General features: G+C 43.3%; 23 protein-coding genes. 2 read left to right on the forward strand and 21 right to left on the reverse strand.

The window, feature by feature from the left end; all coding sequences use genetic code 11:
• Nucleotides 1-852 precede the first annotated feature (852 nt).
• Nucleotides 853-1,821: a hypothetical protein gene (locus G625_RS18420; RefSeq protein WP_049895721.1), complete on the forward strand. Its 969-nt coding sequence runs from the start codon at nt 853-855 to the stop codon at nt 1,819-1,821.
• Nucleotides 1,822-1,990: 169 nt separating this feature from the next.
• Here the strand turns inward: G625_RS18420 and G625_RS18425 are convergent, their stop codons facing one another.
• Nucleotides 1,991-2,236 (reverse strand): nucleotidyltransferase domain-containing protein, encoded by a 246-nt coding sequence (locus G625_RS18425; RefSeq protein ID WP_049895723.1) that lies wholly within the window; start codon nt 2,234-2,236, stop codon nt 1,991-1,993.
• Nucleotides 2,237-2,305: 69 nt separating this feature from the next.
• Nucleotides 2,306-3,409, reverse strand: a complete 1,104-nt coding sequence (locus tag G625_RS0104925; protein WP_156885034.1) for an ATP-binding protein — start codon at nt 3,407-3,409, stop codon at nt 2,306-2,308.
• A gap of 924 nt (nt 3,410-4,333) precedes the next feature.
• On the opposite strand from G625_RS0104925, the gene G625_RS0104930 reads away from it, so the two are divergent.
• Nucleotides 4,334-4,759, forward strand: a complete 426-nt coding sequence (locus G625_RS0104930) for a hypothetical protein (RefSeq protein WP_198014861.1) — start codon at nt 4,334-4,336, stop codon at nt 4,757-4,759.
• 67 nt (nt 4,760-4,826) lie between these two features.
• Here G625_RS0104930 and loaP read toward each other — a convergent pair whose 3' ends face one another.
• The 19 genes from loaP to G625_RS0105030 form a co-directional block, all read right to left on the reverse strand.
• Complete coding sequence (gene loaP / locus G625_RS21020) at nt 4,827-5,402, reverse strand: antiterminator LoaP (RefSeq protein ID WP_049895724.1); 576 nt, start codon at nt 5,400-5,402, stop codon at nt 4,827-4,829.
• A gap of 46 nt (nt 5,403-5,448) precedes the next feature.
• Nucleotides 5,449-6,510, reverse strand: a complete 1,062-nt coding sequence (locus G625_RS0104940) for a galactitol-1-phosphate 5-dehydrogenase (protein WP_029200224.1) — start codon at nt 6,508-6,510, stop codon at nt 5,449-5,451.
• 131 nt (nt 6,511-6,641) lie between these two features.
• Nucleotides 6,642-7,328 carry an IspD/TarI family cytidylyltransferase gene (locus G625_RS0104945; RefSeq protein ID WP_029200225.1) on the reverse strand — a complete coding sequence of 229 codons (687 nt, stop codon included), beginning with the start codon at nt 7,326-7,328 and terminating at the stop codon, nt 6,642-6,644.
• Nucleotides 7,329-7,489: 161 nt separating this feature from the next.
• Nucleotides 7,490-8,167 carry a ribulose-phosphate 3-epimerase gene (locus G625_RS0104950; protein WP_044931670.1) on the reverse strand — a complete coding sequence of 226 codons (678 nt, stop codon included), beginning with the start codon at nt 8,165-8,167 and terminating at the stop codon, nt 7,490-7,492.
• Complete coding sequence (locus tag G625_RS0104955) at nt 8,168-9,529, reverse strand: hypothetical protein (RefSeq protein WP_044931673.1); 1,362 nt, start codon at nt 9,527-9,529, stop codon at nt 8,168-8,170. It abuts the gene before it with no gap.
• 337 nt (nt 9,530-9,866) lie between these two features.
• On the reverse strand, nt 9,867-10,595 hold the full coding sequence (locus tag G625_RS0104960) for a hypothetical protein (protein ID WP_049895726.1): 729 nt from the start codon (nt 10,593-10,595) through the stop codon (nt 9,867-9,869).
• 125 nt (nt 10,596-10,720) lie between these two features.
• Nucleotides 10,721-11,647 (reverse strand): C40 family peptidase, encoded by a 927-nt coding sequence (locus G625_RS0104965; RefSeq protein WP_198014862.1) that lies wholly within the window; start codon nt 11,645-11,647, stop codon nt 10,721-10,723.
• A 95-nt stretch (nt 11,648-11,742) separates the two neighbouring features.
• A complete protein-coding gene (gene aroD, locus G625_RS0104970) occupies nt 11,743-12,567 on the reverse strand; it encodes a type I 3-dehydroquinate dehydratase (RefSeq protein WP_029200230.1) in 825 nt (274 codons plus the stop codon).
• A 71-nt stretch (nt 12,568-12,638) separates the two neighbouring features.
• On the reverse strand, nt 12,639-13,106 hold the full coding sequence (nrdR, locus tag G625_RS0104975; RefSeq protein ID WP_029200231.1) for a transcriptional regulator NrdR: 468 nt from the start codon (nt 13,104-13,106) through the stop codon (nt 12,639-12,641).
• 49 nt (nt 13,107-13,155) lie between these two features.
• Nucleotides 13,156-14,574 (reverse strand): DUF975 family protein, encoded by a 1,419-nt coding sequence (locus G625_RS0104980; RefSeq protein ID WP_029200232.1) that lies wholly within the window; start codon nt 14,572-14,574, stop codon nt 13,156-13,158.
• Between the two features lie 172 nt (nt 14,575-14,746).
• Nucleotides 14,747-16,819: a methyl-accepting chemotaxis protein gene (locus G625_RS18435; RefSeq protein WP_049895728.1), complete on the reverse strand. Its 2,073-nt coding sequence runs from the start codon at nt 16,817-16,819 to the stop codon at nt 14,747-14,749.
• Between the two features lie 27 nt (nt 16,820-16,846).
• Nucleotides 16,847-18,928: a methyl-accepting chemotaxis protein gene (locus G625_RS21025; RefSeq protein ID WP_049895729.1), complete on the reverse strand. Its 2,082-nt coding sequence runs from the start codon at nt 18,926-18,928 to the stop codon at nt 16,847-16,849.
• A 291-nt stretch (nt 18,929-19,219) separates the two neighbouring features.
• Nucleotides 19,220-19,777, reverse strand: coding sequence for an anaerobic ribonucleoside-triphosphate reductase activating protein (gene nrdG, locus G625_RS0104995; protein WP_029200233.1), 558 nt, complete (start codon nt 19,775-19,777; stop codon nt 19,220-19,222).
• A gap of 154 nt (nt 19,778-19,931) precedes the next feature.
• Entirely contained in the window at nt 19,932-20,081 is a 150-nt protein-coding gene (locus tag G625_RS22290; RefSeq protein WP_156885037.1) for a hypothetical protein, read from the reverse strand.
• A complete protein-coding gene (gene tatC, locus G625_RS0105005) occupies nt 20,068-20,850 on the reverse strand; it encodes a twin-arginine translocase subunit TatC (RefSeq protein ID WP_044931675.1) in 783 nt (260 codons plus the stop codon). The genes G625_RS22290 and tatC overlap by 14 nt, the downstream gene beginning before the upstream one ends.
• The gene (locus G625_RS0105010) at nt 20,834-21,040 is read right to left on the reverse strand and encodes a Sec-independent protein translocase subunit TatA/TatB (protein ID WP_029200235.1); all 207 of its coding nucleotides are present in this window, start codon (nt 21,038-21,040) and stop codon (nt 20,834-20,836) included. The genes tatC and G625_RS0105010 overlap by 17 nt, the downstream gene beginning before the upstream one ends.
• A 126-nt stretch (nt 21,041-21,166) precedes the next feature.
• Nucleotides 21,167-21,802 (reverse strand): twin-arginine translocase TatA/TatE family subunit, encoded by a 636-nt coding sequence (locus G625_RS23595; RefSeq protein WP_049895731.1) that lies wholly within the window; start codon nt 21,800-21,802, stop codon nt 21,167-21,169.
• A 617-nt stretch (nt 21,803-22,419) separates the two neighbouring features.
• Nucleotides 22,420-24,660: an anaerobic ribonucleoside-triphosphate reductase gene (nrdD, locus tag G625_RS0105020; protein ID WP_029200236.1), complete on the reverse strand. Its 2,241-nt coding sequence runs from the start codon at nt 24,658-24,660 to the stop codon at nt 22,420-22,422.
• Nucleotides 24,661-25,401: 741 nt separating this feature from the next.
• Nucleotides 25,402-26,358 carry a MetQ/NlpA family ABC transporter substrate-binding protein gene (locus G625_RS0105030; protein ID WP_029200238.1) on the reverse strand — a complete coding sequence of 319 codons (957 nt, stop codon included), beginning with the start codon at nt 26,356-26,358 and terminating at the stop codon, nt 25,402-25,404.
• Between the last annotated feature and the right edge of the window lie 81 nt (nt 26,359-26,439).

The raw sequence follows: 26,439 nt of genomic DNA on the forward strand, positions 1-26,439 counted from the left end.
ATTGCTATGATTTTTTCTTCCTGTTTTCCCATGACTGTTTCTCCTGAAAAAAGTATAGCAAAAAGCTCGATTTTACGCGAATTTCAAGGATTTGACATTCCGTCAAAATGACATGTGTATAAGCTTATGATTCGTCAGAAACCGAAAAAAATCGGACATGGATTTCCACATTTTCTGACATATGTACCAGAATAAACCGCGAATTGTGGATTACACAGATGATATAGGAGTTAATTTAAAAAATCCGAGAGGCTGTCCACAACAGCGTCTCGGATCCTTTGAAAAATATATTTTTAAATTCAGCGTTTTTAACAATATGAAATAGTAGGGGTGTGAACAGTAACATGGAGAGTGAGTATAAGGATGATGGCACACCTGTTATCATTGACAATGTACAGGATTCATAGTATTATTCATTTGAGAGGAGCAGAATCTGAGGACGGAACAGGCAGCCGTCACGCCCTTGTGGCCTTAAAGAGATGTAGATTGTCACCTACCTATTTTGTTTTCTTATAGAATTTCCGTCTAAGCTATAGGCGGTTTTTTTATTGTCCTGGAACTGGTTTTTGGACTCCGGGTACCAGTATACAGAAATGCACTATGTAGTCTGAATTTAGACGATATGCAAATCTTTCAGGCTGTGATATGATGCTCAGGTCAAAAGACATGCAGTTCTTTTCAATCTCAAAATATCTTATTCTTCATCTTAGCTTTATGCATCATTTTAATAGATTCCAAATTTAAATCCATCCTTTAAAAGTACAAAACCCGATCATTAAAAATGACGGCTGTCTTTTTCGTAATGAAATGAACTGCATATCATTATTTTTCCGGAGGTGCAATTACTATTATATGGGAAAGAAAGATGTTCTTACTAAAATGTATCTTGGGCAGAACGAAATCTTTGCTGATGCCTTTAACTATTATTTGTTTGATGGAAAGCCCTTGATCAAAACATCGGATCTGTCAGAGAAGGATATCACAGAACTATCCGCCATCTATAAAACCGGCAAATTATTTGACAGTCAGAAATTCAGAGATGTTCTGAGGCTTTCTAATATCAAGCGTTATGGGCAAACCACTCTTGTCCTTCTTGGTATTGAAGGTCAGGCAGATGTGCATTATGCAATGCCGGTGAGGGATTATCTGTACGATGCATTAAACTATGCAGCTCAAGTTGACGATATAAAGAGGGATCACGAAAAGGCGAAGGATCTAAGTGGTGCTGAAAAAATATCCGGATTTTCCAAAGAAGATCGTATATTGCCGGTGATCACACTTTGTATATGTTTTGATAACAACGCATGGGACGGTCCCAGGTCTCTTTATGATATGTTTGATGATATTCCGGAGGAAATATTGAAATATGTAAACAACTACAAACTCAATCTTATAACTCCAAATGAAATCAACGATTTTGGGAGATTCAACAGTGAGCTCGGTACCGTTTTAAAATTCATACAGATTTCAGATAACAAAACAGCAACTCGTGATATACTGAACTCAGGTGAATACGAAAATATCAGTACAGATACTGTAAATATGATCAATGAATATACCGGTGCTAAGATTTCTACAGAAAACGCAGAAGGAGGACATGTTAATATGGGTAATGCATGGAAAGAATTAATGGATGATATACGTACAGAAGCTCTTACAGAAGGGCGTACAGAAGGGCGTATTGAAGGTCAATCTAAGGGGGAAGATATGCTCGCCAAGCTTCTAAAGAAGCTTGATCCGGGAAGTGCTGAATTCATTAAGGCTTTAAACGCTACATCCAACGAAAGACAGGAAATGTATATAAAATACGGCATTAAATAACAGCAAACACAAGCAGGGTCGATTTCTGTTACCCTTCAAAACTCAGGACTATAGCATCCAATGCTATAGTCCCTTTGCTTTTAACCTGTAACGATCCTTGCCATATTCTCCCGATCATATCTGTCTTCATTTCGAAGCTGATCACCTGACATTCGGGTGCCTGTCACCCTTAAATGATATCCAACAACTTGTCATACATTGCCTCGTCCTCATTTACGATTATCATGGCAATATCAACGTCGGAATCTTCATCTGCCGTTCCGCGAGCTACAGAACCATACAGTATTATGGATTTTAAATTATTTCCGTATATAGATTTGACTTCATCTACAAACCAATCTTTGATTCCGCTGCAGATTTTGCGCCCGACTATGATGAAAATCGGGTTATAGAAGCTATATTGGGATAGGGACAATTTCTGTCATTCTTCATCATAATCAGGTGCAAATTAAGAGTTTCCGATACTCTTATGGAGGTTTAGCCATCATTCAAACAGCTGCCACTTTTTAATTATCTCAGCAAATCTCGGCAGACAATATATGACTTTTCCATGACCATTTTCTCTGATGAGTCCTTTATCTATCAGCCTGCGTCGATAAACAGCCATTTGATTTGATTTCATATTTAGTTTCTCTCGAATCATAGATACATCTTCTATGCCTTCTGACATGATTATCAGGAATTCTCTGTCCCTATCCGAAAGTTCGCTCCAAAGCTTTGCATAGACATTCCTATCTAACTGATTATCATATTCATCAAGTACTTTTTCCCAAGGCTCACCATCATATTTCCACCTCATATATCCCAGTGCCTGAAATGCAAATGAATACCCTTTTGTAAGTTTGGCCATTTCCACTGCTTCTTCATCACTTATATTGAAGACCTTTTTATAATCCTGAGAAACCAGGTACAGTCCCAATGGTTCCAGTACTATCTTGGGCATTCGATAAAGAAACGTGAGGGTCTTTTCATTTTGCAGGTCGGAAATATTATCATATAGCCCTGTCATCAAGAGGTATATAGGAAGATCCTCACGGATATATATCTGATACTGACTGACAAATGGTCTCACAAACTCATTGTTTACAACCTCATCCAACATTATAAGAACACGTTTTCCTGCTGTTTTTATCAAAGATAGCATTTTCCCGACAGTTACAGCCATATGAACCGGGACATTTTCCTGGTGTATAGAAACTCCTGCAACAGCTATGGATATATTGATATCAGCTTTTGAGAATAAAGGCTTAAGGATAGGATTTTCATAAAGTGCAGACGCTATAGTTTGAAGTATATCTCTTTCCGGATTGACATTGATCATAATCCATCTTGAATAGTCCTTCATCTCTTTAGCTATAGAGGTCATTGCAACTGTTTTCCCGCATCCTCTTACACCCGTAAGAATACACGCCATGTATGGTGGTGTTTCAGAGTTAAATGTTGAAACTATTTCGTCAACCACTTCCGGTCTTGATATATATTGATTGGGTTTAATTCCAAATGCTATTGTGTATGGATTTTGTCCTTTCATTTCTACCTCCATCAAGATATCACCATATCTTTTTGCACGAGTGATGAAAAACAGCACATTATCATCACACCTCACATTTAAGACAATCAGCTTTTATATCCGAAAACATGCTTTATATTCCTTTATATATCTTTATATATCATTATTCCTTTTATATTTCAACACCTAATAATCTAAAACCATTGGGTGCCTGTCACCCTTAAGGTGACCTCTGTTTATCATAGAAATCTCTTATGAGAAATCTTACAAATGGAGGAACTTGCGTATGCTAACCATAAATGACCTAATCACAGTGCTTGCACTGTGTGCGACTTTCTACAGTCTTGGTTACATGCATGGAAAGCATGATTCCAAGACACAAAAATAACCGCCCACAAGCCTCAGAAACTTGAGCGGTTATTTTTTCAATAATCATCAACCTGGGCTAACCGTCTACCGGTAGCACTTCTTTTCAGTTACTATACTACCATCACTGCTCATTATCGTCAAACAGATAATCATTTATCCGGAAGAGCTGTAAAGTCCTTGCTTTATGGAAAAGTCATCCCTTTTCAACAAATCTTGTAAGCTTATACTTTTATTTTCGTCATAAAAAGATTCTTTCATAAGAGGAACAGAATGGCATGCAGAAAAACGCCATGTAGTCTGAATTTAGACGATATGCAAATCTGTCAGGGTGTGATATGATGCTCAGGTCAAAAGACATGCAGTTCTTTTCAATCTCAAAATATCTTATTCTTCATCTTAGCTTTATGCATCATTTTAATAGATTCCAAATTTAAATCCATCCTTTAAAAGTACAAAACCCGATCATTAAAAATGACGGCTGTCTTTTTCGTAATGAAATGAACTGCATATCATTATTTTTCCAAGAAAGATCGTATATTGCCGGTGATCACACTTTGTATATGTTTTGATAACAACGCGTGGGACGGTCCCAGGTCTCTTTATGATATGTTTGGTGATATTCCGGAGGAAATATTGAAATATGTAAACAACTATAAACTCAATCTTATAACTCCAAATGAAATCAACGATTTTGGGAGATTCAACAGTGAGCTAGGAGCAGTCTTAAAATTCATACAGATTTCAGATAATAAAACTGCTACTTGTGATATACTCGATTTAGTTAAATACGAACAAATCAGTACAGATACTGTTAATATGATTAATGAATATACCGGTGCTAAAATTTCGACAGAAAATGCAGAAGGAGGACGTGTTAATATGGGTAATGCCTGGAAGGAATTGATGGAAGATTTACGTGCCGAAGGTCAATCTAATGGTGAAGAAATGCTGGCCAAACTTCTAAAGAAGCTTGACCCCGGAAGTGCTGAATTCAATAAGGCATTGAACGCTACTTCCGTTGAAAGACAGGAAATGTATATAAAATACGGCATTAAGTAATCGAAAATACAAGTGAAGGGCTATGGCATGTTTAGATGCCATAGCCCTTCCATGTTAATCAACCAACCTAAGCCTTCACGATCTTAGCCATCTTCTCTGTATCAAATTCATCGGCGGTCTCAAGCTCATCTTTTGAAACAGACTTCACAATTTCAAGTCCGATGTTTACTTCCACCTCTCGTCCCATCATGGTAACGCAGATGGTGGCTCTTCTTTTATGGCGGTCAAGTTTTCTGATTTCGCCTGTCCAGCCTTTAAAGGAGCCTGAGGTTATCTCGATCATATCGTCTACACGATAGCCTTCCGAATTCCGAACGATATGCTCTTCTCCACCAAGTCTACTGAGGTATTCCTCCTCTTCAGGTTTTATTGGTGTGATTATGTCATCCACCCGGAGCAGCTTCAGAGGATGTTTTTCTTTTCTTAGCCTATAATCAAAATCTTCGGCTTTTTCAGCATTGATATCAACAAATATATATCCCGGAAAAAACGGATTTGTGTCCTTGATCCAGCTGCCTTTTACCTTATATTCCATTTCATTTTCAAAAACGAATACGGGCTCATCTTCTGCTGCCACATCGCATCGGACTTCTTCGGCAGCCTTGTACTCTTTGCCTTTCATTGTCTGGATCACGTACCACATTAACCTTTCCCTCCATGAGTCATGTATCTAATCAGCAGTCAAAAATTCATGGCAGTACCATTATCTTAATGTAGTCTTCTTTCTTATCACGCATAACAAGAAGTCCTTTTTCAAGCTCAGAAAGCTGTAACTCATGGGTTATGAGCTTTTCGGGATGAATGTTCCCTGCCGCAAGACTTTTAAGCACATAATGCCAGTCATCCTTTTCTGCCTCCGGATCATCCCCAAGATAAGAGGAGTTCCAGGTACCTCTTATACGGAGCTGCTTTCTCAGGATCTTCCAGTAGTCCCCCTGGATTAATGTCATATCCCCGGCCGGATTGCCAACCAGGCATAACTGTCCTCCGGCTTTCACCATGCCAAAGCCTTGCTCCGCGGTCTCGTTCCTACCCACACATTCAAAATAAGCATCAGCTCCGAGACCTGAAGTCTTTTCCTTTACCCATGCTTTCGCATCCCCGCTTTTGATGTCAAAATAGTGCTCTTCCGGTAGTCCGATATCAAGAAGTGTCTTTTTCTGGAACTCCTTATTTCCCAGGGCATACACCTTCTTTATTCCTCTATCAAGAAGGAACATTATAAGCAATTGCCCTATGGTTCCCGCGCCGCATACCAGCACACTATCGTCACTATCCAACTCAAGCTGCCTCATGGCATGAACTGCCACCGCCATGGGTTCCAGCATGGCCGCCTGCTCAAAGGAAACATTATCCGGAAGCTCTATGAGATTCCACTTCGGTACTGCTGCGTATTCAGCAAAGCCCCCGTCAGTTCTCGAGCCGAGATAACTGTAGTTCGAACACATCTCATATTTTTTTGACAGACACGCAGGGCACTTCTTGCAGGGTATCAGCGGGAATATCCCCATCCTTTTTCCGATGAGTTCTTTATCCACGGGATCCCCGGTCTTCTCCACCACTCCGGAAAACTCATGTCCTATTATGATAGGCATCTTGTGGGCGCCGTTCTTATAGACTCTCGGCACATCCGAGCCGCAAATGCCGCAGGCCTTCACCTTTACCAGCACCTGATCCGGTGCCAATGCCGGCTCCGGCACATTCTCGTAAAAATTTATATTTCCGACACTATCCAGCTTCCAGGCTTTCATTTCTGTCTCCTCATCAATCAGCGCTGTTTTTGAGCCTTAATATCTGACACACAGATGCACATCTGACCGGCTCTATAAACGTATACTTTTCGAAGTTCATTTTATCCGTATTTCGAAATACAGGTGTCACCTCAGCATTCCGCTCTGAATCTCTCCAGATCTTTCTTAGTTGTGATTTTATAATTATCCTCATCCCCCGGGATAGTCACGATATCCATCCCAGCAAGAAAAGCAGGTTCTGTGGAACCGTTAATGCTCCCCATCCTGCCATCTTCAATCATCTTCTCATTAGCCTTAAGGTATTTTCCGTAAAGAAAAAGCTCCGGAGCCTGCCCCGCCATGATTTCTTTTCGTTCAAGGAGAGCTGCTATTCTTCCGGTCTCATCTACCTTATATACGGTATCCTTCATTGAAAGTACCGGAAGCACTCCGTCATAACCCGTTAAGGCATTACTCATATTATTTATCAAAGCTTCCTTCAGCTTCGGTCTTGCGGCGTCATGAATGAGTACGGAATCGTCAGCATTGGTCTGACCCTTCATACGGAGAAGCCCGTTATATATGGACCACTGTCTGGTCTCACCGGGAAGGGCGAAGCCGGAAAATATGTGCCGGTCGTCATACTTACTGAAGACGTCCGCTATTGCCTCATGCCACTTCTCGCCTGCCACTATGACCATGGACTCTACTTCCCTGCATCGGGTCAATGTCTCGATGCTGTACTCGATGATCATCCTGTCATTCACTTTTAAATATTGTTTCGGGATGTCCTCCCCAAGTCTCGTGCCGGTTCCACCGGACAAAAGAATTGCCCTCATAAAATAGTCCTTTGATTTCTATATGGTAGCGCACTATTCTCTATCCACTTTTTGCTATATACACATTATTTCCTGGGATTCACATTAAAGAACATTCTTTTTCCATTAACTAAAAAACGTCCTTCAATTCTCCTCGCCGGTAAAATATTCAATTAACTTCTTCACTCTTTCCCCGAACAGCAACACTTCAATTTTCTAACGTCAGAAATGATGTCCTTATAGGGTCTGCCTTTTCCAAAAAGAATATTAGTACCCAGGATGAAGCCATCCACTCCCTTCGGTCCATATGTTTCCACCTTGTCATAGGTACAGGCTCCATCCCAATACATCTTGAATTTCATTTCATCTTTAAGCTCCAGAAGTCTGGTTATCTTGAAATCCACATAAGGAAGATACATCTGTCCTGCATTACCGGGGTTCACGCTCATTACCAGGATTTTGTCAACAATTCTCAGCATTTCAAAAACCGTCTCCACACTGGTTCCGGGATTAATGGCTATGCCCGGTATCATCCCGGCATCTATGATATCCTGAAGAGTTGATGAAGGATGGTACTCCGCCTCAGGATGAATGTAGACCGTGTCACCTTTTCTGAGTTTCTTTAGAAACATCTGAATCACGTTTCTTGGGTGCTCTATCATGAGATGTACATCCAGAGGCTTCTCTGTGGATTTAGCGATACAGTCAAGATCATATAATGACATGGCAAAGTTAGGGACATATCTTCCATCCATTATATCGATATGAAAAGAATCTATGTCCGCTTCTTCGAGTGCCTTTACTTCATCATACAAATGTCCGAAATCCGCACACATCATAGATGCATTAAACTCTATCATTTAGTCTCCCCCTTCACTTATTACCATGGCATTCTGTATCATGATCGGCATTTTTATAGCTTTGCACAGTGTCACAAGACTGCTTGGATCACCATAATACGCATCCGCCATCACCAGTGCCCTGTCAAGGTCCGGAGTGTCATCGTAGATGCCGATTTCATTATACTTATAATACTCAACTATCTTATCATAGGCTTCCCGAAGCTGTGGCATCATAGAACTTATCGTTGCCTTGAGAAGCGGATGCGGCCTCCATAAAAGCGCCACCTCTTCTCTGTTCTCATCAAATACCCTGAACACATCCCGGATCTTTTTCAGCATCTGCTCCGGGTTCTGAAGAAACGCCGTGAGACTTGTGTTGTAAACAATGATCTTTTTGCGTATTCCATCAGATTTATAGATGAATTTTTTCCATTCTTCCGGCAGAGTCACATCCTCCATAGTCATGGATTTTATCTTTTCTATCTTTGGAGAGCCGGTACCCTTAATCTTTTTTTCATAATATTCACGATTCTCTTCACCGGCATACATAACCATACATTCGATGTATGCCTTCCGCATATTTTCAGACTGTACGATCACTTCATCTGCATTGAATACCGCAGGAAGCTGAACAAAATGCTTCATTCCTTCAAGAGCACATTTATTATTGCTGTCCGGCTCCTCAAGAACAAAATACGGAATATAAATAAGCTTATCCGTATATTTTTTCAGATTCTTCGAATAAAAGAATGGATGAATGCTTGTTACGAAATTCTTGTCATCATAAGGATTGTGAATATATATCTCGTCCGGATGGTTCGCTTCAAGATTATATTTTTCATAGGAGATCACCGGCACATCCCCGGGAAATTCATCCCCTTCATAGTGCATCTCTCCATAGGAACCGTCCGGGTTAATGTCATAGTACGGAATAGGTATGACCTTAGCCTCCACCTCCGGGTCTGCGTCAGCCTTTTTCCACACAGTTTCCAAAGAATCCCACATGGAAGCTTTGTAGGGAAGAAAGACAACCTCTTTTATTTCCGGGAGGTCATTTTGCATCCTGTAGTTGATCTCAAAAAGACTTTCCCTAAGCTTCTTATAAAGCTTATCCACAACATAGGTTTCGCCATTTACAAGCTGGTTATATATCTGAAAGATCAGCTCACAATATTCTTCCAGAGCCTTCACCGAGGTGGTTCCCTCTCCCTCAGAATCATCGATCCTCTGCCCAACAGCTATGGCGGTATTCTGACAATCCAGAAGGCAGGTGACAGCAGATTCCATATCCCCATTGTTTAGACATTGAACCAGGTTTTCGTGTGCCTCGGAAAGAAGCTCAACAAGTTCCATCAGCTGCTTTTTCAGATGTCTTTTCATGTTGCGGCTCCTCCCTTCCATATTTGTACAACACACCGTCTCGTACTTAATTTCGACTTTACTATATTAAAATATAACATTTTAGGACGTATATGTTGTAGATCAGACCCGGCAGACATCCGGTTTCAGCAGATGGACCATCGATCAAAATCGAACCCCTAAGAGACACCATGGCACTCTTAGGGGTAACAGTTCAGCCTATAGACCGGAGAGTGTGAACCGGGGGGACGGGGTTGGTGGCCCATTTTTCAAAGATAATGGGCTACCAACCCCGTCCCCCCGGTCCACACTCTCCGGTTCTTCAGATGAACTGTTATGTATAAATCAGATTAAAAAATCATGCTCCATGCTGCTTATAATAGTCATCAAACAGCTGATTTGTCGCCTCAAGGGTCTTCTTGCTGATCTCCGGAAGCTCTCCGCCCCATGCCTTGGTAGCCTCGTTATAGCCGGCCGTAACGGCGGATTGAAGATTCTTCATGAGCTCAACATTATCACCTGCAAAGGCTGAAACAAAATCGAAAATTCTCTGGGAAGTGTTCTCTACGCTGAAATAGCCCCCATCGGAAATTGCTTCCTGGGCCGCGGCCTTGGTCTCGGCATCTACGGTATAATTACCGCTGGCAATGAACTTCCAGATACCATCTCCGTCCTGTGTGAGCTGAGCATTGGCCGCACTCCACTGACGGAACTGCTCTCCCAGGGTTCCTGAGGTCATCTTCTGAAGGAACTTCGCCTGGATAGCTTCCTGCTCGTCCTTAAGCTGGGAGATGATCTCGGATCTTTCGGATTCACTTAGCTTTGTGACTCCATACTTGTCGGCCTTTGATACATCGACAGCCGACGATTTCTTTCCGGAAGAACGGCTCTCAGACAAATCGCTGTCTTCCGAGGATTTTGATCTCACAAAGGAATCAACAGATATATTGAGCTCTGCTGCCTCGGTCGAGACATTATCCTGACTCTGCAAAGATGATTTCTGCGACTTCCCTGTCTCTTCGGTCTTCTTCGTAGAGTTTGTGCTTCTTAAAAGCATACTCGATGAATTGTCTATACGGGATAACATCCTTGTCTCCTCCTGTAAACTTATCAATTCTGTTGCAAATGGATAGACTTTCACACTATCCTTTACATGTTAATCGACATTTTCAGGGCAATATATAAATCCTAAATGTTAAAAGACAATTAATTCTAATTCGCTATGAATCTCCCATATGCGTACGGTCGCTTGTAGTCATAGCGGTTAACTTTAATTCCCGCCTTTCGATTTGCGGCATGCACGATCATATAGTTCCCTGCATAGATGGCCACGTGATTTATATAACCGGTCTCATCCGCATAGAAAATAAGGTCCCCCGGCATCACTTCCTTGCCCTTGAGGTACACACAGTTTGCATACTGGTCACGGGAGGTTCTGCCTGTGATAATGCCGAAATGCCGGAACACTTCCTGCACAAATCCCGAACAGTCGCAGCCGTTAGTGAGAGAGGTGCCTCCCCAGACATAGGGATTACCTACAAACTGCATGGCAAAGCTGATAAGTGACTGCCTTGCTCTGGTGGTGTACTCACTTTCATTGGTGAATTGCTGAAGTACATTGTAGTCAGCATTGATATAATTTTGTATGGATACTGTGTCGAGAACCTCTTCCTCCTGCTGTTTTGTCATCACATCCTCGGGGTCGGTCCTCACGGTATCCGAGGTGCTGCCAGCCGGCTTATTGTTAATAAACACAGTGGTCACGGTCTGATTCTTTGCCACAGATCCCGAGGAGCTGCTTTGCTCCGCATCCAGCGGTTTTGGATCCGGGTCGTCTTTTTTCTTTTCGATAACCACTTCACCGGTGATACCGTACTTTACTGTTGTATCGGAGGCATAGCCTGCTGCCTCGGAACCGGTATTGTCATCAGATTTTTCTTCGGCATTCTCCGCCCCGGTTTCTTCTCCGGAAGCATTCCCTTCACCGTCTTCATTTGATCCTTTTGTTTTTGAAGACGAGCCGAATACTTCCTTTGCATCCTCCCCGTTTGCAAGCCTCATAAAGTCATTCACGGTCATGGAGGCATTACCCTCAAACATCTGTCGGGTCCCGGCGGCAAAAACAGGTGTCGCTGCCAACACAGCCACACCTAAGGACAACGCAATAATGCGTATAAGTTTATTCAGTTTATTTGGCTTCTCTAAAATACCGTTATTGTCCAAATTACTATACCTCAGGGGAGCACCTCCATCATCTCAAGTACCTTTTCCATGGGCATCTGGCCCGGGGCGCTGGTTTCTCCAACCGTTGCAAATGTATAGTCCGAACCGAACACCGCTCCGCTCACACGGCTTATCTTTCCCATATCCCCCATGGACATGGTAATCATTTCATGCTGCCCTTTGTCTTCTTCCTTAAACTTCGCAGTAGCATACAAAACCGCTGCCACATCCTTTGGAGTCACCGGCATAAAAGCAGTCTTTAAAATGTCCGCGCCTGAGCTTCTCAGAATCATAAATTTATCTATAATTTCATCCACGCCCGGGGTGAAGGAAAAGTTATGATATGAAGCAATGGTTCTGACTCCGTATTCTTTGGCAAGCGTCAGTATGCGTCCGAAACTGTCCGCAGCTACCGTATCCTCCAGGTCCACGAGGCCAATGTCTCCGCATTTAACAGCATCACTTACAAGCCTCTCATAAACCTCCGGATTATCCGGAAACTCTCCGCCCTGACGCTTTGTCCTGATGGTGAAAAGCAGTTTTTTTCCTTCAAGCGCCTCGGCAAGCTCTTTCAACACCTTCAAAAGATTTTCGGAAGCTTCGTCTACGGAAACCTCCTCAGGTTTTGTGGCAGTATCAATGGAGTAAAGCTCCTTCGCAAGATCAAATCTCCACTCAACACAGTCCGCCTCAGTTTCCGCAATTGCTGCCGCTTCTTTCAATATAGCCTCTTCATCCGCCCCCGTCACAGGAACAATAATTTTGACATTATGCTCGTTCATCTTCAGGTCTCCTCTGTCAACGTCGTTCTCGCTGTCTATATCCAGTGGTATCATGTCAATCTACCCTGCTTCTGTGTCAATGTAATCTTTTATACACTTATTTCTGAAACACAGCTACAATTTGATCACTTCCCGTTTTTCTGAGTTTTCAGCAGCTTGCCTATCTCATCCACAAAGGTATTAACGTCCTTGAATTCTCTATAGACTGAAGCGAACCTTACATATGCTACCTGATCAAGAGCCTTCAGCTTGTTCATAACAAGCTCGCCGATTTCAGAGGTGGTTATCTCGCGGTCTCCCATTGAGAAGATTTCATTCTCGATCTCATCCACAACATTACTGATCTCAGAAGTAGATACCGGTCTCTTGTGACAGCTTCGCAGGATACCTGCCTCGATCTTTGAACGGTCATAAGGGACACGGCTCTGATCTTTTTTGATAACCATCAGAGGAATGGTCTCAAGCTTCTCATAAGTGGTGAACCTCTTTCCGCAGGTCTCACACTGACGTCTTCTTCTGATGGCGGTATTTTCATCAGCCGGTCTTGAATCGATAACCCTTGTATCTTCTGCATTACAAAATGGACACTTCATAATTACCCCCTTATACTCCTCTACGGTGCTCCCCTAAATATAATATGCGTTACTCCTCACCATCTGCATTGTCATTCCGGTTACCATTATGGTGAATGTTGTGGAATGGATCCGGATTATCAATTGTGATGCCATGATCCTTTTTCCACTGCACATATGCAGAATAGGCATCCTCTTCGGTATCGTAGTTTTTCTTTAATCCGTCACCTGATGACGCTTCTGTACTAACCTCAGAAGCACTTCCGGTTTTAACCTCCTCCGATGCTGCTTCTCCTACTTCAGAAGAACTGTAAGTTTTCACTGAATCTATTGCTTTTTGCTGAGCTAATGCCTCTTCCCGGCCTGCATCAAAAGAATTTCCCGCGTCTCTATCTCTTTCATTTAGGAAACTACTAATTTCGTCTACGCTTTCTGTCGTACCGCCATCAGCACCGGAAGCATTTGCATCATTTTCGTTGTATTCGGCAGATGCATCCATCTCATCACTTCCGAAATCCGTGAACTCACTTCTCACTTCCTCGAAGCTTCTCCTGCCGGTTTTAGCCCTCTCTGACTCTGATTCCATCGAACCGGCATCGTCAGACTTATCTGAAGAGGAACTCGCCATCTCCGCCTCAGCTACACCCGGCTTAACTGCATCTGACTTCACTGAATCCGGCTTTGCATCCCCCCTTACATAAACATCCTTCGGAGTACTGATGTAGTCCTGACCATAAGCGCTCAGATAAAAGATACTGAGAGAAGTGTTGAAGTAAGGAATGATCCAGAAACCGGCTATACCAAATGTAATGACCACAAACACAAACCAGCCCAGGAAGCTTAGCTCCAGACACATAAACTTAAACTTTCTTTTCCTCATAAGATGAAATGAAACGCCGATAGCCTTCCATGCGCCCATTTCCGGATGATCGGCAGAGGCGAAACATGACATGCTGAGAAAAAGCGCAACGATATATGTGATAAAAGTTGTTATGGTACTTGTGATTCTGTAATCCGATGAACCTTTGCCGGAAATGATAGCGATAACCGTTTCCGGAACCATGATCAGAAACTGTATGAAATAAATGATGAGAATAACCCAGAAATAATGCTTAAGCTGTTCACCATTCGAGAAGCCCCTGAACACATCGAAAGCCGAAACTCTTCTGCCCTTAGCGATATTAAGGTAAAGCTTCTGACTGCCAAGCATCAGCCCGGAATAAAGATATATTCCCAGAAACAGCAGTGAAGCAATGATGATGCCCGTCCCCACATAAAACAGAAGCTGCAGTCTCTCATTCCTTGCCAGTTCCGGAATCACAAACCTGCCCGTAGAAGGTCCGATGATACCTACAAAAACAACAGAAAACAGCGCCGAACACCAAAGCATCGTGCAGATAAAAACCAAAATCATGGCCCCCGCCGCCGCCAGCTTGTTTCCTCTCAGCTGCCTCTTCGCAAAAGTTTTAATTTGAGTAATAGTCATCATATATGTTAACCCTCCAATCCCTGTCGCTTCAAACATTATACCATATATAGTAGTTGTATTGCATCAACAGATAAGGAAATAACAATACCAAGTACAACAGCGGGCAGCCGGCAGGGCTCATAGTTTAACCCATGAGCCCTGCTGGCTGCCCGCTGTCGTACGTATTATTTCATTACGGTAACTTGAAGTGTTCCACCAGCTCGTATAGCCGCTTCGCCTCATTTGCAAGCTCGATACTTGCGGCAGCGCTCTCCTCAGCGGTTGAAGAGTTGTTCTGTACAACCTCGGAAATCTGTCCGATACCGATACTGATCTGTTCAAGCGCCTTCGCCTGATTCTTTGATGCCTCGGAAATCTGTCCGATCATCTCGTTGGTCTCATCCGCAAAGCCCGAAACCTTTTCAAGGGCATCCGCGGTATCATCAGTGATACCCTTACCATTGTTTACAGCCTCTGTAACCATCTGGATAAGGTCACTTGTGCTCTGAGCCGCTTCCTGACTGCGCTTCGCAAGATTACCTACCTCATCGGCAACAACCGCAAAGCCTTTTCCTGCCTGACCGGCTCTTGCAGCCTCGATGGCAGCATTGAGAGAAAGGATATTGGTCTGGAAAGCGATATTATCGATGATGCTGATGACATCCTGAATCTTGTTGGAAGCCTCCTCGATCTCATCCATGGAAGAGGTAAGCTTGTGCATTTCCTGATTACTCTCGGTAATGGCATCCTTGGTGCGCATGGCAATCTTGCTCGCCTTTTCGGCATTGGCAGCATTGGTCTGCACCTTGTCGTTTACCGAACTGATGGTGGAGCTAAGCTCCTCAACGGAACCCGCCTGCTCGGTGGCACCCTGGGCCAGAGCCTGGGAGCCATCGGAAATCTGTGAAGAATTATCTGAAACCTTTCCCGCGGTAACACTTATATCCTTAAGGGTTCTGCCAAGGGTAGACTTGATGGTATTCATGGAGTCGAGGGCTGTCCTCATATCCCCCACATAATTCCCGGCGCAGGTACTTTCTACAGTGAAATCACCCTGCGACATGGTAGAAAGCATGAATCCGAGATCGTCTATGATCCTCTTGAGATTTTCTGCCATATGCGTAAATGTCCCTGCCAGCTCACCGATCTCATCATTGGGATACCTGTATTTATCATCCACCTCACTAAGCCTGAACTCGCCCACATTCTCCGCTATCCTCATAAGAGGCTTAACCGGAGCGAGGGACCTTCTGACCACAATTGAAGAGATCACCACAAGTGCCGCAACTCCTATGATTCCTATGATGGCAACGATCAAAAGTGACTGGTAAACCGCTGCTCTCACTTCATCTTTATGAACGATACTGGTAAGAACCCAGTTGATATCAGTTCCTGTCATCTTCACCGGCACGAAAATCGCAAAGGAATCCTTTCCGCCGATGTTGTCTTTAACTGATTTAATGAGTCTCTGTCCGCCTGTAACGCTTTCAATGATGGAATCCGAAAAATCAGCCGCCGTGCCAACTGTCTTAGGATCTCCCGAATTTGCCAGATAGGTCTTGTTGGAATCATTAACAGTTACATAGGCACTGTTGTAACCGCCATTGGAGTATTCCAGATTTTCCATGGAACTAAGCTCCACATCACAGTTTGAAACTCCGATAAACTTTCCATTATCCATAATAGGAGTTGAAATCGTGATCAGATGGAGAACCGAACCATCTTCACAGGTCCACTCATAGGGATCTGTTATATGGGTGAGGCCTTTTTCCTTAGCGGGAACGTAATAGTCGGCACCACCATAGCTGTCATAATCATTAAGGATATCCGTTCCCAGACTGCCTCCGCTCTTGTAAACATAGTAGGAAAGTCCGTTCGGTGTGTCCGGGAAGAAAGCATTAGGCTCAAATGCATAGTAGGCAGAAAATACCTTTCCGGAATTAACGGCCTCTTTCATGGCCTCAAGGATAGCCTCCTCGCCCTTTTCTTTTCCCATCTCGCGGTAATTCATTATACTGTCGCCAAGAGAGCTTGCATAAATCTCGATACCGCTGACATATTTCTGTACCGTAACCACGTTCTGATCCGCGATGTTTTCTATCTGGGCCTGAACCATAGTGTCAATGTTTTTGAAGGTCACTATTCCGAAAACAATACACATTATGGCGATAACTACAAATACGGTAATTGCCAGCACCATGGGTATCTGCACTGCAAGGCTCATGTATGGTCTTTTTTTATTTTTATCATTTCTTATATTAGACATACTCTTTTCACCTCTTGATACTTTCCACTACCTGAGTCTGAAGGGCTTTACGATTTCCTTCAGATCATTTGCTTCATTGGCAAGCTCAATGCTGGCTGCCGCGCTTTCCTCAGAGGTTGAGGAATTGGTCTGGACTACTTCTGCTATCTGGCTGATGCCGATGCTTATCTGTTCAAGAGCCTCCGACTGGTTCACAGATGCATCTGAAATCTCTTTGATCATGTCATTGGTCTCATCCGCATAGCCCGAAACTCTTTCCAATGCTTCTGCCGTATCATCGGTGATGCCTTTTCCTCTGTCTACAGCCTCTGTAACCATCTGGATGAGATCGCTGGTACTCTGAGCCGCTTCCTGACTGCGTTTTGCAAGGTTCCCAACCTCATCCGCCACAACTGCAAAGCCTTTTCCTGCCTGACCGGCTCTGGCAGCCTCTATGGCTGCATTAAGTGAAAGAATGTTGGTCTGGAATGCGATATTGTCAATGATGCTGATGACATCCTGAATCTTATTGGAGGCTTCCTCTATAGAATCCATGGATGCTGTAAGCTTGCTCATCTCTTCGTTACTTACAGCAATGGCTTCCTTGGTGCGGAGTGCTATGCTGCTGGCGTTTTCTGCATTGGCCGCATTATGTTTAACCTCTTCGCTTACATCATTAATGGTGCTGCTAAGCTCCTGAACTGAGCCCGCCTGCTCGGTAGCGCCCTGTGCCAATGCCTGTGATCCGTCAGAGATCTGAGATGAATTCACTGCCACCCTCTCAGCAGATTCACTTATATCCTTAAGAGTATTCCCCAGGGTATCCTGAATGGAGTTAATGGAAATCAGGGCATTTTTCATGTCCCCAACATACTTTTCCGGACATGAGCTGTTTGCAGTAAAGTCTCCTTCTGCCATTCCGCCGAGAACCGCACCCACATCCGTAATTATGGCCTTCAGGTTATCAGACATGGAAAGGAAGGTCTCCGCCAGCTTTCCGAATTCATTGTTTGGATAATCATAATCATTCCGGGAGTCAGAAAGCCGGAATTCTCCCACATCCTCCGCAGTTTTCATAAGCGGCTTTATAGGCGCAAGGGAAGAACGGACAACTGTCAAAGCAACAAATCCGAGAACTACGATGCCCACTAAACCTATCACTACGATTATCAGTATAGATGTATAAACCGGGCCATATACTTCCGAGTTATGAACTATATTTGTAAGAACCCAATGAAGATCCGATCCCTCCAGCTGCACCGGAGCAAATACTACAATGGCTGATACTCCGTCAATCTTATCCTGGACATGGGGCTTTATTACTGTTTCTCCACCTATAACACGCTTGACTATTGCTTCATCAAAATCCACAACCTGTCCAACCATTTCAGGTAACTTGGAATGAACAATGTATGTATTATTCTCATCTGTCACAGTCATATAGGAAGTCTTGTAATCGCCGTTTGTATATTCAAGATCCTTTAACGTGTCCGCAAGCATATCGCAGTTTGCGACACCGATGAATCTGCCGTTTTCAACAATTGGAGTACTTAAGGTTATGAGCCAGACTACAGTTCCGTCTGACAGCTCATATTCATACGGATCCGTAAGATGCGTACTGAGGCTTGCCTTGGTAGGTGCATAGTAATCCGCCCCGCCATAGGAATCGTAATCATAAAGGATATCCGTTGCCGTTCCGGTTCCGCTTTTATATACGTAATACGATAATCCTTTATCTGTACCACTGAAAAAAGCATTAGGCTCAAAGGCAAAATAGGCGGAGAAAATCCTGCCGGATTCCACAGCTCTTGTCAGTGCCCCTACTATTGCTGCTTCTCCATCTTCTCTTCCCAGCTTCCTGTAATTCATTACGCCGTCCCCAAGGGTATCAGCATACATCTTCATACCATCCATATATTTCTGGATAGTAAGAACATTTTCCTTTGCAACATTGCTGATCTGTTTCTGTGCAAGCTCATTGATGGATCTCGTAGTTAAGATACCAAAAGCTATGCAAATGATCACAATTACGACAAGAACCGCACCGACAACGACGGTGGGTATGCGGACAGCAAGGCTCACAAATTTACCATTGCCGTTCTCTGTCTTTCTCTTTCCTGATTTACTCATACTGCCTCCTGCCTGGTATGAATTTTTGCATTTCTGCTAAGATTTTTACACTGTCTATTTCTCATATCGGCAGCATTTAGTTTTTATTAAGTCTATATGGGGAATTTATATTTTGATTACAATTTTAATAAAAAATACGCCAGAGCCGGCGGGTATCTATTTAAAACCGGGGCGCGTCGTCGGACGAACCTGAAAAAAGCCACCTTAGTTGTTCTAAGGCGGCTATTTTCGAAACTTTATATTTTAAAATAAATACTCTCCGGCTATATATACATTACATTAAAACAAATTTTACAGATGAGATGTTTTTGAAACTGTGAGGTTGTCTCCCGGGTTCCAAAGGACGATGTGTCCTTCTTTGAGGGACTTTTGGACATCAATGGTTCTCTGGTTTGAGGAACCCTTGTAAAGAAGTGTGATATCCTTAAGCTCCTGTTTGAATTCGCCGTCCACAAGAACGTCGGTTCTTTCAAGGATTTCTCTGGTTTCGGGAACCTGTGACCACATACGTCCCAGCATATCTTCATCAAAGAGGTAACCGGAGAAAATCCAGAGATCCTTTTCCGGATATCTTTCCTTAAATCTTTTTACGAGGGATACAAGCCCTTTTTGGTTCTGAGGCTCAAAGGGTTCTCCGCCTAAAAGCGTAAGACCCTGATAAGCTTCATCGGATAATTCATCCAGAATGCTGTCCTCAACTTCTTTAGTGAATTCTTTTCCATAATCGAAAGACCAGGCAATCCGGTTAAAACACCCCGGACATGCATGAGTACAGCCGGAGACAAAGAGACTGAGTCTGACTCCGGGTCCGTTTGCTATATCAAAATGCTTTATCTCCGCGTAATTCATATTAATACCCATTCCGCCGCCTTTGGTCGGCGGCACAAATAGTGATGAAAACTATTTTTCACACTAATCCTCATTCCGCCGCTTTCAAACGGCAGCACAAATAGTGATGAAAACTATTTTTTACAATAGATCCTGTATATTCTTTGAATCCCAATCAGTCTTTTCGTTTCTCGATTTCGTGTTCATTTGCCCAGACAACTGTCCCTTCAGGAGTCTCAAGTCTGTACATCACAGCCTCTCTGCCTGGGATTCTGTCAATCTTTGCTTTTATGTATACTTCTTCACCAACTTCAAACTTCTCCATCGCCATCCTCCGAAGATTCCTCAGCCGGTTTCTTTTTGAAGACTCCGAATATGGTGCAAAGGATAACGCTGAGCTCGTAAAGAAGGATCATGGGCAGGGCCACCATTACCTGGGATACTACATCCGGCGGTGTAACGATAGCTGCCATGATAAAGATCACAACGATCATTACCTTGCGGGCTTTTTTCATCCACTCTACTTTCAGTATTCCCATCTGAGTGAGAAGTACCGTGACTACAGGGAACTCAAATATCACCGCAAAGATGATAAAAATGGTCATGAGGAAGGAAATATAATTTCCGACACTTATGGCTGCCGCGACGCTTACGCCTTTACTCATATCCAAAAGGAAGTAAAGCATAAACGGAATCAGTACTTTGTAGGCAAAAAGTATTCCCAAAAATCCAAAAACGATTCCGAAGATGATAGCCAGAAGAAAAAACAGCTTTTCGGATTTCCTGAGTCCCGGACTCATAAATGCGTATGCCTCATAGAATATGAGAGGAAGTCCTATAAGTGCCGCAAATATAAGGGAGATAGAGAAAAACTGGATCAGCATCTCCTGAGGTGCCAGATATACAAACTGATATCCCTTGGCTCTTCCGATATCGAGGAGCGCCGACACGATCTTCTCGGCCTGTCCCAGTCCTATGAACATCGCTATCACCAGCACCACTACTATGACGATAATGCGGTTTCTAAGCTCCGTCAGATGACCGCTCAGAGTCATCTCACCTTCGGCCTGCTTTCTTTCAGTCTTTCTTTTCATCAGTTGCTGCCTTTGTCTCGCTTACTGTCTTATCCTTGTCCTTGTTCTCTTCCTCTGAATCAGCTATACCGTCTCTGAAGCTCTTTACAGACTTTCCGAACATCTTTGTAAGCTTGGGAAGCTGTGTAGGTCCAAATACGATTACAACAATTGCAAGTACGATTAATAATTCCTGGGTTCCGATTCTCATGATTTTCTCCTTTTATAAACGCATGTTTTTGCCGTTTATCTCTGACATACGGATGCAGATCTAATTGGCTCCTTTTATAAAACAAAATACTCTTTAATTAACGACTGTAGCAGTTTTTCCGGTTTCTCAGATGACCTGACCTTTCTGTGATGTTTCAGCCTTAGCTGCTTCAGTTTCCGCCGGAGCAGATTTCGAGGATGAACCTTCTTTATTGTCTGTCACATCTGATGCCTCTGAGGAAGCACTGTCAGTCTTCTCTGATATCTCTAAGACATCAGTTGCAGATGCGTCAGCCTGAACATATTTTCCCTCTGTCTTTTCAGCATCCGCTGAAGCTGTCTCAAACTCTTTTTCCTCTTCCTTTTCAGTGTCTGTCACAGCAGATTCTTTTTCTTCAGATTTCTCCTCAGCCTTCTCAGTTCCGGTCTCAACTGACTCAGCCTTCTCTTCAGCCTTTGGCTCCGGCTTCACTGAAGAAGGTTTTCCGATGTCATTCACCGATTTCTTTACATCATCGATATTCTTCTTGATCTCATCTGCCACTTCGGTAACCGGCTGCATAGCTTCCTTTATGGGCTTCTGTGCCTCTTCCAAAGGTTCTATCACCGATTCCCGGATGTCCTTTGTCAGATCGTTTGAAACATTCCTGAATGCTTTGAGTGATTCTCCCAGTTTTTTAGCATATTCAGGAAGCTTATCAGGACCGATGACGATGAGCGCCACAACGAAAATGATGATTAATTCTGAAAATCCTATTTTCATAACTCGATTCCTTGATCTTTCCTTCTATATTTTCTATAACTTGTTTATTATAATTGTTCACACGCATATAATGCAATATCAAATCAAATAAGACACATTTTTCACCTATCAACCGGTAAAAGTAAAAGTTCAGCCGGTGGACCAGGGGGACGGGGTTGGTTCTCGCCGGCAAGACCCATCCCCGGTGGATATGACTCATATCATTAAATATCTCAAGTGGATCAATTATTTTCGAGGTCCTATATGACTCTGATAATGTAATTGCCAAGATAGGTCAATGTTCGCAGGGTGTTTCTATGACCGCATTTGAATCAACCATGAATCAAGTCACCTATAGAGATGAAATTTGTTGACTGCAAACCAGTTGTTTCAGATATAAGTCATTTCATGAGCTTATTATCATTGACCTCTATTCAATAAATCATCCCGAGAGTCAACCATTTAGTTTTTGGCCAAAAGAAAAGCTCCAACCTTCAAAACGAGGTCGGAGCTTTTCCGATTGGGGTGTATGTCTAAAATTTTTTTGATTTAATGGTGGCAAAATTATTTTTCATCGGTTTCAGTTTTAAAAAAATTTTCGTCAAAAAATTTTTTCATTTTTCCTCGTTTAAATTTTTTTACAGATGAAGCACTCTGTCCTTAATCTCCTGGGTACGACCCTGGTTCCAGTACTGTGTGCCTATGTATCCGCAGGTTCTTCTGGCAACGGACATCTTACTCTGATCACGGTTTCCGCAGTTAGGGCACTCCCAGACAAGCTTGCCCATATCGTCCTCTATGATCCTGATCTCGCCGTCATAGCCGCAGCACTCGCAATAATCAGACTTGGTGTTAAGCTCAGCATACATGATGTTATCATAGATGAACTTGATGAGACTGAGTACTGCAGGAATGTTGTTCTGCATGTTGGGAACCTCTACGTAAGAGATAGCTCCTCCCGGTGAAAGCTTCTGGAAATCAGCCTCAAACTTAAGCTTGGTAAATGCATCGATCTCCTCACGAACATTTACGTGATAAGAGTTTGTTACATAGTTGTGATCCGTAACACCCTTGATGATTCCGAATCTCTTCTGAAGAGCCTTGGCAAACTTGTAGGTTGTGGACTCCATCGGTGTGCCGTAAAGTGAGTAGCTGATATTCTCTGCCTTTCTCCACTCTGCGCACTTATCATTCATGTGCTGCATTACCTTCAGGGCAAATGGCTTAGCCTCAGGATCTGTGTGTGACTTTCCTGTCATGCGTACGCACATCTCGTAAAGGCCTGAATATCCGAGAGAAATTGTTGAATAGTTGCCATAAAGGAGTTTGTCGATCTTCTCGCCCTTCTTAAGTCTTGCGAGAGCTCCGTACTGCCAGAGAATAGGTGCAACGTCTGATGTTGTTCCCTTAAGTCTCTCGTGGCGGAGTCTCAATGCCTTGTGGCAGAGTTCAAGTCTCTCATCGAAGATCTTCCAGAACTCATCCATATCTCCGTGAGCTGAACACGCAACGTCTACAAGGTTAATGGTTACAACGCCCTGGTTGAAACGTCCGTAGTACTTGTGCTTTCCTTCTGTATAGGTCTTGCTGTTGGACTTGTTGCCTGCATCGCAGAGCCCTTCTGCAAGTGACTCATTATCCGGTGTAAGGAAGGATCTGCAGCCCATGCAAGGATAAACATCGCCCTTATATTCCTTCATCTTCTTAGCGGAGATGTAATCCGGAACCATTCTCTTGGCTGTGCACTTGGCAGCAAGCTCTGTAAGGTAATAGTATCTTGACTGAGGGTAAACATTATCCTCATCAAGCGTGTAAATGATCTTCGGGAATGCCGGTGTGATCCAGACACCCTTCTCATTCTTAACCCCCTTCATTCTCTGCTTCAGAACTTCCTCGATAACCATCGCAAGGTCATCTCTGGTCTGTCCCTCAGGAACCTCATCGAGATACATGAACATGGTAACGAATGGAGCCTGGCCATTGCAGGTCATGAGAGTGATGAGCTGATACTGTATGGTCTGAACGCCTCTTGTGATCTCCTCGTGAAGACGCTTTTCTACGATCTTTCCGATCTGCTCGGCTGTCATCTGAACGCCGGCCTCAGCATTCTCCTCTTGAACCTGGCTTCTGATCTTCTGACGGGAAATGTCTACGAATGGAGCAAGGTGTGACAATGTAAATGACTGTCCGCCGTACTGGTTGGAAGCAACCTGCGCGATGATCTGAGTTGTGATGTTGCAGGCTGTGTAGAAGCTGTGTGGCTTCTCGATCATGGTCTGTGAAATAACCGTGCCGTTCATCAGCATGTCCTCGAGGTTTACGAGGTCACAGTTATGCTCCTTCTGAGCGAAGTAGTCAGAATCATGGAAGTGGATAATGCCTTCGTCGTGAGCTCTTACCACATCCTCAGGAAGAAGAAGTCTCTTTGTAAGATCCTTGGAAACTTCACCTGCCATGTAATCACGCTGTGTAGAATTGATAACAGGATTCTTGTTGGAATTCTCCTGCTTCAGCTCCTCGTTTGACTGATCGATAAGTGAAAGGATCTCATCATCGGTTGTGTTTGACTTACGTGCGATCTCTCTCTTGTAACGATAACGCACGTACTTCTGAGCAACCTCATAACCACGCATCTCCATGATGCCGGTCTCAACCATATCCTGGATCTCTTCAACCGATACTGCTCTGTTAAGCTTTGCGCACTTTGCGGCAACATTCTCGGAAATGCCCATGATCTGGTACTCATTCATCTGATAAATAGGCTCTACCTCATTGTTTGCCTTACGGATAGCGTTAGAGATCTTTGAAATATCAAACTGAACTTCCTTGCCGTTACGTTTGATAACATTCTGTTTTACGACTTCTGTTAAAACTTCCATATCTGCTCCCCCTTTATTTACATCCACACCGCGGAAAGAATTTCAGACCGGTTCCCTTTAACCCGAACCTCGAAAATCTTTATTATATTTTGTTCCCGGGCCAATGCATCGGCCTCGCGTCTTCTGATGATTTCGTAATTTCATCAGCTTAAGTGCATTTTCAAAAATATATTTCTTCTATAGCATTTTTACCAAATATTGTTTTTCTTGTCTCTAAAAACACTATATCTTGTGTGCAGAAATACTATACTACTATTTCCACCGAATTTAAATACCAAATATCCAAAAGTCAATTTTTTGTAAAAAACGGAGAATTTTAGCAATTTCCACCTAAAAATCCACCCACGATTTCTCTTAGATTACAGGGGTATAAATCAAGTAATATCGCGGTCTCCGTGGCATTCGCCTGTTTCTAAGATGTTTTGTTGAAAATTCCAACTTGATTTTTAGGAACTTAATAAACCTCTTAAATTTTGTCATATATTTGTTTCTGCGTTAAAAATCAAATTGAATCGCAAGTACATACAATCACTAGATGTAGTGATGATATCCTCCCCTATACATATATAGAGAAAGCGTAGATTTGAACAGAGCCGGAGGGCATCAATTTGAATACGTGGAGCGAGAACGAGAAAAATAAAAATCGGACCTCTTAGAGGTCCGATTTTATATTTTTCCGCCGCAGCGACCCGCATTCAAATTGATGCCCTCCGGCTCTGTTCCACCACGTAGTGGTAAATATTACTTCATCGGGATAACTCCACCCTCATAAGTATTTGTGATGTACTCAGAAACCTTCTCAGACTGAAGCACCTCAACAAGCTTCTTAGCCCACTCTGAATCAGCGTCAGAATCTGATACTACAACAACATTGGCATAAGTCTGGGCAGCCTCTGAAGATGCATCCTCCTGAGCAAGCGCATCTGAAGGCTTGAAGCCGGCTTCGATAGCATAGTTACCATTCATGCAGGCAAAATCAACTGACTCGATAGATCTCGGGATCTGAGCAGCCTCAACCTCAAGGATCTCAACATTGTGAGGATTCTCAACGATATCCTGCTTTGTAGCTGTAAGACCTACACCATCCTTAAGAGTGATGATGCCGTTAGCCTGAAGAAGCTGAAGTGCACGAGCCTCATTGGTTGTATCATTAGGAACGGCGATCTGAGCCTTGTCAGCGATGTTTGAAAGATCATTAGCCTTTCCTGCATAGATTCCGAACGGCTCATAGTGGATAGCGCCTACTGATGTAAGGTGTGTGCCGTTCTCAGCATTGAAATCATCAAGATATGGCTGGTGCTGGAAGTAGTTAGCCTGGATCTCGCCCTGATCTGTAGCGAGGTTTGGTTGAACGTAATCATTGTAAACAACGATGTCAAGGTTAATGCCTGCTGCTGCAAGTTCATCCTTTGCCTGCTCGAGGATTTCTGCGTGAGGGCTTGGTGTTGCACCGATTTTAATGTCTACTGCCTCTGCAAGCGGCTCTACGGCACTGCCTGCTTCAGCGGCAGCCTCTGTTTCCTTAGCAGCTTCTGTCTCACCTGCTGTCTCTGTCTCCTTTGGAGCCTCTGTTGCTGCGGCTGTTGAAGCTGCTTCTGTTGCTGCAGCTGTTGTTGCCTTGGTCTCTGATGAGCCGCAGGCTGCAAGTGATGCTGCCGCAAGAACTGCTGCAAAAACTACTGTTAAATTCTTTTTCATAATGTTCCTCCCTTTTACCGATGTCTGGATCGGATGTTTTTTATTTTAAGCCGGGTTTTTTATTAAAACACCGGCAAAAAA

The sequence above is a fragment of the Oribacterium sp. NK2B42 genome, from assembly GCF_000424445.1.
Classification (GTDB): Bacteria; Bacillota; Clostridia; order Lachnospirales; family Lachnospiraceae; genus Oribacterium.

Coding starts and splice junctions, on each gene's coding strand:
- G625_RS0104960 (WP_049895726.1), bottom strand. CDS start 10,595: ATGTTATCCCGTATAGACAATTCATCGAGTATGCTTTTAAGAAGCACA.
- nrdD (WP_029200236.1), bottom strand. CDS start 24,660: ATGGAAGTTTTAACAGAAGTCGTAAAACAGAATGTTATCAAACGTAAC.
- G625_RS0104950 (WP_044931670.1), bottom strand. CDS start 8,167: ATGATAGAGTTTAATGCATCTATGATGTGTGCGGATTTCGGACATTTG.
- G625_RS0105030 (WP_029200238.1), bottom strand. CDS start 26,358: ATGAAAAAGAATTTAACAGTAGTTTTTGCAGCAGTTCTTGCGGCAGCA.
- tatC (WP_044931675.1), bottom strand. CDS start 20,850: ATGAAAAGAAAGACTGAAAGAAAGCAGGCCGAAGGTGAGATGACTCTG.
- G625_RS0104980 (WP_029200232.1), bottom strand. CDS start 14,574: ATGATGACTATTACTCAAATTAAAACTTTTGCGAAGAGGCAGCTGAGA.
- G625_RS0104940 (WP_029200224.1), bottom strand. CDS start 6,510: ATGAAAGCCTGGAAGCTGGATAGTGTCGGAAATATAAATTTTTACGAG.
- G625_RS21025 (WP_049895729.1), bottom strand. CDS start 18,928: ATGAGTAAATCAGGAAAGAGAAAGACAGAGAACGGCAATGGTAAATTT.
- G625_RS18435 (WP_049895728.1), bottom strand. CDS start 16,819: ATGTCTAATATAAGAAATGATAAAAATAAAAAAAGACCATACATGAGC.
- G625_RS0105010 (WP_029200235.1), bottom strand. CDS start 21,040: ATGAGAATCGGAACCCAGGAATTATTAATCGTACTTGCAATTGTTGTA.
- G625_RS0104955 (WP_044931673.1), bottom strand. CDS start 9,529: ATGAAAAGACATCTGAAAAAGCAGCTGATGGAACTTGTTGAGCTTCTT.
- nrdR (WP_029200231.1), bottom strand. CDS start 13,106: ATGAAGTGTCCATTTTGTAATGCAGAAGATACAAGGGTTATCGATTCA.
- G625_RS0104945 (WP_029200225.1), bottom strand. CDS start 7,328: ATGAGGGCAATTCTTTTGTCCGGTGGAACCGGCACGAGACTTGGGGAG.
- G625_RS23595 (WP_049895731.1), bottom strand. CDS start 21,802: ATGAAAATAGGATTTTCAGAATTAATCATCATTTTCGTTGTGGCGCTC.
- nrdG (WP_029200233.1), bottom strand. CDS start 19,777: ATGAATTACGCGGAGATAAAGCATTTTGATATAGCAAACGGACCCGGA.
- aroD (WP_029200230.1), bottom strand. CDS start 12,567: ATGATACCACTGGATATAGACAGCGAGAACGACGTTGACAGAGGAGAC.
- G625_RS22290 (WP_156885037.1), bottom strand. CDS start 20,081: ATGGAGAAGTTTGAAGTTGGTGAAGAAGTATACATAAAAGCAAAGATT.
- loaP (WP_049895724.1), bottom strand. CDS start 5,402: ATGTGGTACGTGATCCAGACAATGAAAGGCAAAGAGTACAAGGCTGCC.
- G625_RS18420 (WP_049895721.1), top strand. CDS start 853: ATGGGAAAGAAAGATGTTCTTACTAAAATGTATCTTGGGCAGAACGAA.